The sequence below is a fragment of the Alkalibacterium putridalgicola genome, assembly GCF_900109825.1.
GTDB lineage: Bacteria > Bacillota > Bacilli > Lactobacillales > Carnobacteriaceae_A > Alkalibacterium > Alkalibacterium putridalgicola.
Genome location: NZ_FOBL01000054.1, coordinates 1 through 9,802, shown reverse-complemented (window position 1 = coordinate 9,802; position 9,802 = coordinate 1). Strand labels below are relative to the sequence as shown.

Sequence of the window (9,802 nt, the reverse complement as noted above, 5' to 3'; positions counted from 1 at the left end):
CGTAACGTTACCGCAAGTTATACACTGACAGCTCCAAAATTGACCATTGAAAGTGAAAATTCACGTATCCAAAACGGTACATTTGCCGGAGATGTTTACGTTGATGCCAACGGTTTCCAACTGCCTGGCGGAACGATCGATGGCGACTTGATCTTCATGAGTCAAGAGTTTCAGGACTCAGCTACATTAGATGAAGGCGAAGTAACAGGCGAAACTCGCGTCGAAGAATAATCAAGTTAACTCCCCTATAAAAAACAAAAAAAGACTGCAGCTTAGCTGCAGTCTTTTTTGTAACACCTATCCTGTGCACGGGAATGAACAGACAGATGAGGGATTAGTAAGTAATATTAAGAAATTTAATTGACTTGTGAGAAAAATGGAAACAGCTTGAACGCAAACGTAAAAAGTATGTGAATGAGAAAAAAATGAAGGGATTTTTATATTTATAACAATTCTCTTTTGTTGACGACTTCACATATCTATTATATAGTAGGTTTTAGTAATGAACGAATCAGAATGTCCGAATACCATTAGATCTCTCCTTCTATTCTGTTCATTCTACGCGTTCTACAATTAAACTTCCATTAGGAAAGGTAAGGGATAATTATGAGTTTATTGAAAAAGAAATTAGCAGCAGGTGCTGCCGTTGTCGCTTTAGGCGGATTTTTAGGAGCATGTGATTCTGCTGAAGATACCACAGAGGAAGTAACAGAAGAAACAGAAGAAACAACAGAAGAAACTGGCGATGCTGTAACGGCTGCTTCTATTACAGATCAAGCCGATGAAGTTGTCGCTTCATTAAGCGAAGACGGTAACTGGATCACTGCGATCACAGCTGATGTAACTGTTGAGGAAGACATCACTGTTGCTGGAACATTCCACGACGGCGGAGATGAAGCTGAAGCTGAATACCGTAAATTAGCACTATATGCTCAAGATGAAGACCGTAATGTAACAGATGAATATACTTTGACAGTGCCAATGATGACTGTTGAATCTCCAAACTTCCGTATCCAGAATGGTACAGTTGATGGGGACGTATATGTTGATGCAGAAGGATTCGAATTAGCTGGTTCTACTGTTACAGGTGACGTCACTTTCGCTTCTCAAGAATTACAGGACGCTGCTATGATGGATGAAGGCACTGTAGAAGGCGAAGTAACTGTAGAAGAATAATTGCTGCATCGTTGCTTCAGATCGTGTATCTGTACAACAGTACGCAAACATGCTGATATTCACCCTATCGGACCCAGGAGAGAAGAAAATCAGCAGATGATTTAAACACACAAATAAAGCAGTTCTTCAGGTCAGTGTATCTGAAGAACTGTTTTTTATCTGGCAGGAGTTGACTAGACAGTGGACTGCTCTATGATCAGGGCGAATAGTATAGTGTGTTTTTTTGTGTGTCAGTGTGTTATTGTATTGAAAAAAGTGTATACTGTAACTACATGAATCAGTACTGTTCGAAATCAAAGAGGAGGATCAATGTGAACCGTAAACAACGCGTTTTAAACTATGTCAATGAGGCCTGTGCGTCCTTCACACACCAGGATATAGAAAAAGGCATGGGGATCACTACAAAAGAAGTGGCGGATGCACTGGAAAGCATACGAAGCAATATTTCTAAAGATTTGAATCAACTTGCCCGGGAAGGTCAACTGAAAAAAATCGATGGGAGACCTGTGCGGTTTATACCGATCGAAAAAGCCCGCCACAAGCCGCTGACCAGGCATGTTTCCAGTTATAAAGAAAAAAGTCTGCCGTCTGTTGGGGTGACACAGGAAGTTCTGGACTATTCATATAATCAGACCCGTGACATCTTCAAATCGATCATCGGTGCAAACGGGAGCATTAAAAATGCCGTCGAACAAGCAAAAGCGGCCGTTCTGTATCCGCCGAAAGGGCTGAATACACTCATTACCGGTCCAACAGGTTCGGGGAAATCATTCTTTGCTCACGCGATGTTCCGTTTTGCTCAGTCGCAGGAGCTGATCGATAACGAAAAAGAACTGGTCGTCTTCAACTGTGCCGACTACGCGTCGAACCCTCAGCTTTTGATGAGCTACTTATTTGGTTATGCCCAGGGAGCTTTTACAGGTGCAGCCAGTTCTACAGAAGGCCTGATTCAGCAGGCTGACGGCGGAATGCTCTTTCTCGATGAAGTACATCGATTGCCGCCGGAAGGGCAGGAAATGGTGTTTTACTTCATGGATACCGGGATGTACAGCCGATTAGGCGAGACGGGGAAAAATAGACATGCCAATGTCCGCATCGTCTGTGCGACGACTGAAGATCCTAAATCGACTTTTTTAGATACCTTCATGCGCCGGATCCCCATCAATATCCACTTGCCCTCATTTAAAGAGAGACCGGTCAGCGAGCAGCTTGATCTGGTCAAACTCCTGACGGGACTGGAAGCCAATCGTATCCAGCGTAAAATCATTTTAAATGAAGAAGTGGTGAAAGGACTTATAGCCAGTGTAGGATATGGGAATGTCGGGCAACTGAAGTCGTCTATCCAGCTGGTTTGTGCCAGAGGGTTCATGAATCAGTTGAATAAAGATGAGATCTCCTTGACGGTCAAGGATCTGCCGGAAACTATCAAGGATCATTTAGTCGGCTTATCGTCTAATCGACTGGAACAGGCTGATCTTTCCAAGTACGTGGAAGCTAAAATGATGATCGACCCTAACGAACCGTTTTATAAAATGGCGATGGATTCATATGAGCTGCCCTACAATATATACGATATTATCGGAGATAAAGCAGCTTTGCTGGAAGCAGAAGGCTTGGACCAGGACTCGATCAATCAGTATATCTCCACAGATATAAATGTTCATCTGAAATCCTTCTACCGTAATCATGGATTCTCCTTCCAGACAGAGTCGAAGCTGGCAGAAGTGGTCAGTAAGGAAGTGATACAGTTTGCTCATCAGATCGTCGGGGAAGTCGAACTGGCCTTGGGCGGCTCATTTAAACAGAATTTTATTTATGCCATGAGTCTGCACATCAGTTCATTGTTAAGTAAGATCAGCAGTGGACAAGAGCGTATCATCAATAACCGTATCCGGGAAATGGCCATGACATATGCGAATGAGTATGCTGTCGCAGAACGCGTAAAGACTAAAATCGCTGTTTATTTTGATGTAGATATTCCTGACAATGAAGTCTATTACTTAACGGTTCTGCTAGTCTCTCTTAAAGAAGAGTTGGCTTCTGGCCGCGTCGGCATCGTTATTGCTACTCATGGGAATTCGACTGCAAGCAGTATGGCGCGAGTGGCAGAACAGCTATTAGATACCTCTGGCGTTGCAGCGATCGATATGCCGCTTGATATGTCACCGACGGTCGTCTACGAACGGATAAAAAAAGCTGTTCTGGATGTTAATGAAGGAAGTGGGGTCCTGCTGCTTGTCGACATGGGTTCTCTGGCCACGTTTGAAACGACGCTGCAGAAAGAAACAGGCATTCATATCCGTTCGATCGATATGGTGTCGACAGCTATCGTTCTTGAAGCTGTGCGAAAAGCCTCTTTAGTAGATGCAGATATTGAATTGCTGTATGAATCACTGACAAAGTTCAGTGGTTATACGAAAGAACTACCTAGACACGATGACCAGCGTCAGCCTTCAAAACGTAAACCGCCTATCGTGATGGCAGTGTGCGCAAGTGGAGAAGGGACAGCTCAGAAGATCAAAGAAATCATTGAAAAAGCCCTGAGAAAATCGAATGAATCCGGGATACAAGTGAAAACCTGTTCAGTGACGGAACTGGATACCAGGATAAGTGAATGGCAGAAAGATTATACGATCATTGCTTCGACCGGTATCGTCAATCCTAAAATCCAGGCACCCTTCATTCCCCTTGAACGGTTTATTGAAGATAAACCTGAACACCTATTGAAGAAGTTTGTCAGTATGACGACAGTCGAACCTGAAGATGCACTAGCCGATGATGAGCAGGCGAAAGCAATCATCTATTCATATATCGAAGAGAATTTTGCTTTTATCAATCCTCAAAAAGTGGTGCCGATCATCTGGTCATTTGTCAGTCAGTGCGAAGAACTCCGTACAGAAACAACAAATCAGTATGCTTTCCATATCAATCTAGCGTTTCATATGGCTGGATTAATAGAAAGACTGCTGCAAAAGGATAAGGTGCGGCTAGACCGTGAGGAGAAGAGGGAAACTTTGAGTCACCCCCTATATTCTGAATTACAGAAAGTGATCAGAGGTTTTGAAAAAAGCATACAGTTGACGGTTCCGTTGGAAGAATATGGCTATATTCTTTACTTCATCACAAAAGAAGAAGGAAATATGGAAGATATCGACACACTGTTAACTGAATAACACACTTAAACACAAAAGCGACACACTATTATAGTGTGTCGCTTTTGTGTTTTGTCTGGAAACGCGACACAAGGCATTATTTCATCATAGTGTGTTGGCACACTTCTTGCTTATATATAAGTGAAGGGAATAAATAGGCATTTTTATGAGATTCCCGAGATTAAGTGGAGGGAGTGTTGTTTATAGCAGGAGGGGTTATGGAACGATGGATATTCGATTGATTCGTATAGATGATCGGCTTATTCATGGTCAGGTCGCAACGACTTGGTCTAAATCTACAGGTATTAGTCGAATCATCGTGGTGAGTGATGAAGTCGCACGTAATCCTTTGCAGAAGGTATTACTGACGCAGGCTGCGCCACCTGAAGTGAAGTCTCATGTTGTATCCGTTACCAGACTAAAAGATATTGCCCAGCATTCATTGATGGATGGTGTCAAAGTCATGCTATTATTTACTAATCCTAAAGACGTCATGCGCGTACATCAGTGCGGCCTGGCGTTTGACAGCGTTAATATCGGTGGTATGAAGTATACGGAAGGAAAACAGATGGTGACACACTTTGTATCCGTTGACCAGTCCGATATCGAAGCCTTTAAGTATTTAGACGATAAAGGTATCGATCTGGAGATCAGAAAAGTTCCCGGCGACCGCAGCCAGAAGATGATGGATGTATTGAGAAAAGGGGACTTTCTGTAAATGTCACAGAAGAAAAAATAGTTAGCATAATATGCTAGTAGTAGGAGGGAAATAAATGGTAGGAATTATATTGGCAAGCCATGGCGAGTTTGCCGAAGGAATTTTACAGTCAGGACAAATGATTGTAGGAGAACAGGAAAATGTTAAAGCTGTTACGTTGATGCCAAGTGAAGGCCCTGACGATATCAGACGCAAGATGGAGGAAGCGATCGCTTCTTTTGATTCAGATGAAGTGCTGTTCCTTGTTGATTTATGGGGAGGTACGCCATTTAATCAGGCCAACACATTGTTCGAGGATCACAAAGATAAATGGGCAATCGTTGCAGGTCTGAACTTGGGGATGCTGATCGAGGCGTTCACAGGTCGTTTTGGAATGGACAAAGCACAGGATATCGCTAAAGCGATCATCGAACCTGGTAAAGACAGTGTAAAAGTAAGACCGGAAAGTCTTCAGCCTGCAGAAGCAGCTGTGGAAACGAAGAGCGAAGAACCGAACCAGCCATTACCTGAAGGAACAGTGGTGGGTACCGGGAAAATCGATATCCGTCTTGCTCGAATCGACTCACGTCTGTTACACGGACAAGTAGCCACTGCCTGGTCAAAAGATGTTCAGCCTACACGTATCATTGTTGTTTCCGATGATGTGGCTCAGGATGATCTGCGTAAGAGCCTGATCACACAAGCTTCACCACCAGGGATCAAAGCTAACGTTGTACCTGTAGACAAAATGATCGAAGTAGCGAAAGATCCGCGCTTTGGTAAAACAAGTGCGCTGCTTCTATTTGAAAACCCGCAGGATGCCTTGCGTGTCATTGAAGGCGGCGTAGAGATCGAAGAAGTAAACGTTGGATCCATGGCTCACTCAGAAGGTAAAGTCATGATCAATAACGTACTTTCTGTAGATGAAAAAGACGTTGAGTCATTCAAGAAAATGAAAGACCACGGCGTGACCTTTGATGTGCGTAAAGTACCTTCAGATCAAAGTAAAGATATCTGGCCAATGCTTAAGAAAACAAAATACGTTGATTAAGGAATATTTTAAGGAGGGAAAATAAATTATGAATATATTTGTTGTTATATTAGTATTACTCGTCGCCTTTCTGGCGGGGATGGAAGGGATTTTGGACCAGTTCCAGTTCCACCAGCCTATTATCGCTTGTACATTGATCGGGCTTGTAACGGGTAACCCTATCGATGGTTTACTTCTAGGTGGTACCTTGCAACTGATCGCCTTGGGGTGGATGAACATCGGAGCTGCCGTAGCACCTGATGCCGCGCTTGCATCTGTCGCTTCCGCTATTTTAGTTACTTTACGTGGTGCCGGCGTATCAGAAGGTATCGCTTTGGCTATCCCACTAGCTATTGCCGGTCAAGTGCTGACGATCTTCGTTCGTACACTGACAGTTGGTATTGCTCACGCTGCCGACGGAAAAGCAAAAGAAGGCTCATTCAGAGCTGTTGAATGGCTCCACATTGGTGCATTGATGCTGCAAGGTCTGCGTATTGCGATCCCAGCAGGTATCATTTTAGCTGTACCGGCTGAACTTGTAACAGACGGATTGAATGCTATCCCAGCCTGGTTGACTGGCGGACTTGCCGTTGCCGGTGGCATGATCGTTGCCGTTGGTTATGCAATGGTTATCAACATGATGGCTACACCAAAATTATGGGTATTCTTCGCTCTAGGTTTTGCACTATCAGCTATTGGCGAACTGAACCTTATCGCAATGGGTATTATCGGTGTTGTCTTAGCCTTGCTTTACCTGCAGTTTGCACCTGAATTCAATCAAGGTGGCGGCGGCAATGGAGGAAATTCCTCTGGCGGAGACCCACTCGATGATATTCTAAACGATTACTAAAAAGGAGCGTTGAAAAACTATGGATGAAAAAAATAAAGTAAGATTAACAAAAAGCGACCGTTTAAAAGTTTTTTGGAGAAGTCAATTCCTGCAAGCTTCATGGAACTTTGAACGTATGCAGAACGTTGGATGGGCGTATTCCATGATTCCAGCGCTTAAAAAATTATATACAACAAAAGAAGACCGTGCACTGGCTTTAAAGCGTCACTTGGAATTCTTTAATACACATCCTTACCTTGCTGCACCTGTACTCGGTGTGACATTGACACTTGAAGAAGAAAAAGCTGCCGGAGAAGATATCGACAATGCAGCGATCCAAGGGGTCAAAATCGGTATGATGGGACCTCTTGCTGGTGTGGGTGACCCGATATTCTGGGGTACTCTGCGTCCTGTATTAGGTGCCTTCGCCGCTTCACTTGCATTAAGTGAAAGCTGGATGGGTCCAATCATCTTCTTCCTGGCCTGGAACATTATCCGTATGGCATTCCTATGGTACTCACAGGAACTTGGTTACGTTCAAGGGGGTAACATTACTCAGAACTTAGCCGGCGGATTGATGCAGAAACTGACTCAAGGGGCATCTGTTTTAGGTATGTTCATCATGGGTGTACTGGTACCGCGTTGGACAAGTATGAACTTCCCGATGGTCATCAGTCGAGTTGAAAATGCAGAAGCAGACATGATCGACTTTGCTGCGATTTCAGAAGCGGCAAATGAAGGTGTCTTATCTGGTGATATGCTGAGAAACGTTGTTGCGGATATTCAAGCAGGCATGGCTATCCAGCCTGAAGAAGTAACAACATTGCAAAACACATTAGATCAGCTGCTGCCTGGTGTGGCTCCCTTACTACTAACTCTCTTCTGTGTGTGGTTATTACGTAAGAAAGTCAGCCCAATTACAATTATCGGCGGTATCTTCGTAGTCGGCGTTATCGGTTACGTTTTAGGTATCTTAGGATAATCTGACAGATCTAACTGAAAACAATTTTAAAAAACACTTCCTGAGAGTGATGCGTCAATCGACGCGTCGTTCATCAGGAAGTGTTTTTTTATTCTTTTCTCTGTTTAGATGAAGGGATATCCAACTGCTTGCGGTATTTCGTTACACCTCTTCGGGATAGTGTCATGTTCTCTGCCTTAAGTGCATCAGAAATGGCTTGATCCGATAGAGGCTTAGCTTTATCTTCTGACTGAATCAGATTTTGAAGAGCTTGGAGAATGTGATCTTTAGACAGCTCCGACTGACTTGAGCGACGAGACAGGAAGGTTTTTAATTCCTTGGATCCATAAGGCGTTTCGATATAGGTCTCCCTGACGGCCCGACTGATCGTTGACTGATTCAGATGCAGTTCTTCTGCTAAATCGGTCAGCTGAAGAGGCACAAGGGGTGCATCGGCATCTTTAAAATAGGTATGCTGGTGCATGACGATGGCAGTTCCTACGCGTAAAATCGTCTCTTTACGTTTTTCAAGACTTGTCTGAAGGATATCGTATTCCTTTTTCTTCTCTTTGATGTAGGATTTTAGCTGCGGATCATCAGAACTGCTCAATTCTTTAAAGTAAGATTGGTTAAAACTGACTAGAGGCGTTTTATATTTCGTTTCACTGATGACGAGTTCATCCTTATCGATACTGACACTAAGTTCAGGAAGAACAAAAGGCGTATAGGATGCCTGGTACGCTTCACCGGGTGAAGGGGTTAGTTTCTTAATAAACTGATAAACCTCTTTGATGTCTGCTTCAGTCACATCGTAAGTCTGTGCAAGTGATGACCATTTCTTGTTGATCAGTGATTCAAGATTTTCTTCGATCACGATATAGGCTATCGATGGAGCAAAGTCCAGCCTCTCTGTCTGAAGAAGCAGGCATTCTTTAAGATCCCGGGCACCGACACCTGGGGGATCAAGCTGTTGAAGAAGAGTCAGGGCATCCAAAAGTTCGACAGAAGCCGCTCCGGTCTCATCCATTGCTTCTTCGATCGTTTTGGTCACATAGCCTCTATGATCCAGCTGATTGACCCACCAGAAGAGCAGTTCACGCAAATATGTTTTTCTGTAAAACAACTCGATTTGTTCTTTTAAAAAGTCAAAGAGCGAAGGCTGACTGGCAGTCGTTTGTTCAATGGTTGAAGCGGTTTCGTTTATAGCCGTTTGAATCAGGCGGCTTTCCTGTTCTGGCATATCCACAAAAGGATTCTCCAGGATCTGATTACTCAAGTAAGTGGAAAGCTCTATACGATTCAGCTGGAGTAGGTGGACGCCCTGCATGAGATTCGGGATGTAGGACTGCTTCTGTTTCTGCAGCTGCTGTGGTTGATGTCTAAATTCCATATCATCTTTCCTTTCTATTCTATTTTACCATAAACAGCATCATTATTATTATGTTCTTATAGAGTTACCTATTAGGGGGAGTCAATTGAAACATAGAAATACAATCTCAGGAGGGCTGATCAGTCTCTTAATTGACGCACTCGTAAAGACAAATAGTTTGAGCACTGCTAATGAGCTCCACATTGGACGTAGTCAGGAACATAACAGTTTGAGCAGTGCCATGATCTCCACATTAGACGTACTGACAAGAAAAATAGTTTGAGTAGTGCCAATGAGCCCCGCATTAGGTGTACTGACAAGAAAAATAGTTTGAGTAGTGCCAATGAGCCCCGCATTAGGTGTACTGACAAGAAAAATAGTTTGAGTAGTGCCAATGAGCCCCATATTAGACGTACTCACCAGGAAAACAGCTTGAGCAGTGCTAATGAGCCCCACATTAGACGTACTCATCAGAAAAATAGCTTGAGCAGTGCTAATGAGTCCCACATTAGACGTACTCACCAGGAAAACATATTGAGCACTGCTAATGAGTCTCGTATTGGACGTGCTCAGGAAGAAAACAGTTTG

Annotated in this window: 8 protein-coding genes and 1 pseudogene; 7 read left to right on the top strand and 2 right to left on the bottom strand. The window is 43.6% G+C overall.

The window, feature by feature from the left end; translation table 11 throughout:
- The 7 genes and pseudogenes from BMX84_RS12575 to BMX84_RS11890 form a co-directional block, all read left to right on the top strand.
- Positions 1 to 231 (top strand): annotated as a pseudogene (locus tag BMX84_RS12575) (polymer-forming cytoskeletal protein); the annotation flags it as partial.
- A 375-nt stretch (positions 232 to 606) separates the two neighbouring features.
- Positions 607 to 1,176, top strand: a complete 570-nt coding sequence (locus BMX84_RS11915) for a hypothetical protein (protein WP_091490149.1) — start codon at positions 607 to 609, stop codon at positions 1,174 to 1,176.
- Positions 1,177 to 1,448: 272 nt separating this feature from the next.
- Positions 1,449 to 4,349 (top strand): sigma 54-interacting transcriptional regulator, encoded by a 2,901-nt coding sequence (locus BMX84_RS11910; RefSeq protein ID WP_091490146.1) that lies wholly within the window; start codon positions 1,449 to 1,451, stop codon positions 4,347 to 4,349.
- Between the two features lie 205 nt (positions 4,350 to 4,554).
- Positions 4,555 to 5,046 carry a PTS sugar transporter subunit IIB gene (locus tag BMX84_RS11905; protein WP_091490143.1) on the top strand — a complete coding sequence of 164 codons (492 nt, stop codon included), beginning with the start codon at positions 4,555 to 4,557 and terminating at the stop codon, positions 5,044 to 5,046.
- Positions 5,047 to 5,101: 55 nt separating this feature from the next.
- Positions 5,102 to 6,076, top strand: a complete 975-nt coding sequence (locus BMX84_RS11900) for a mannose/fructose/sorbose PTS transporter subunit IIB (protein WP_091490141.1) — start codon at positions 5,102 to 5,104, stop codon at positions 6,074 to 6,076.
- A 28-nt stretch (positions 6,077 to 6,104) separates the two neighbouring features.
- A complete protein-coding gene (locus BMX84_RS11895) occupies positions 6,105 to 6,905 on the top strand; it encodes a PTS mannose/fructose/sorbose transporter subunit IIC (protein WP_091490138.1) in 801 nt (266 codons plus the stop codon).
- Positions 6,906 to 6,924: 19 nt separating this feature from the next.
- Positions 6,925 to 7,866 (top strand): PTS system mannose/fructose/sorbose family transporter subunit IID, encoded by a 942-nt coding sequence (locus tag BMX84_RS11890; protein ID WP_091490136.1) that lies wholly within the window; start codon positions 6,925 to 6,927, stop codon positions 7,864 to 7,866.
- An 88-nt stretch (positions 7,867 to 7,954) separates the two neighbouring features.
- On the opposite strand, the gene rpoN is transcribed toward BMX84_RS11890, so the two are convergent.
- Both rpoN and BMX84_RS12570 read right to left on the bottom strand, forming a co-directional pair.
- Positions 7,955 to 9,235, bottom strand: coding sequence for an RNA polymerase factor sigma-54 (gene rpoN / locus BMX84_RS11885; protein ID WP_091490133.1), 1,281 nt, complete (start codon positions 9,233 to 9,235; stop codon positions 7,955 to 7,957).
- 192 nt (positions 9,236 to 9,427) lie between these two features.
- A partial coding sequence (locus BMX84_RS12570) for a hypothetical protein (RefSeq protein WP_177165565.1) occupies positions 9,428 to 9,802 on the bottom strand: 375 nt, incomplete at its 5' end.

Coding starts and splice junctions, on each gene's coding strand:
- BMX84_RS11915 (WP_091490149.1), top strand. CDS start 607: ATGAGTTTATTGAAAAAGAAATTAGCAGCAGGTGCTGCCGTTGTCGCT.
- BMX84_RS11910 (WP_091490146.1), top strand. CDS start 1,449: ATGAATCAGTACTGTTCGAAATCAAAGAGGAGGATCAATGTGAACCGT.
- BMX84_RS11905 (WP_091490143.1), top strand. CDS start 4,555: ATGGATATTCGATTGATTCGTATAGATGATCGGCTTATTCATGGTCAG.
- BMX84_RS11900 (WP_091490141.1), top strand. CDS start 5,102: ATGGTAGGAATTATATTGGCAAGCCATGGCGAGTTTGCCGAAGGAATT.
- BMX84_RS11895 (WP_091490138.1), top strand. CDS start 6,105: ATGAATATATTTGTTGTTATATTAGTATTACTCGTCGCCTTTCTGGCG.
- BMX84_RS11890 (WP_091490136.1), top strand. CDS start 6,925: ATGGATGAAAAAAATAAAGTAAGATTAACAAAAAGCGACCGTTTAAAA.
- rpoN (WP_091490133.1), bottom strand. CDS start 9,235: ATGGAATTTAGACATCAACCACAGCAGCTGCAGAAACAGAAGCAGTCC.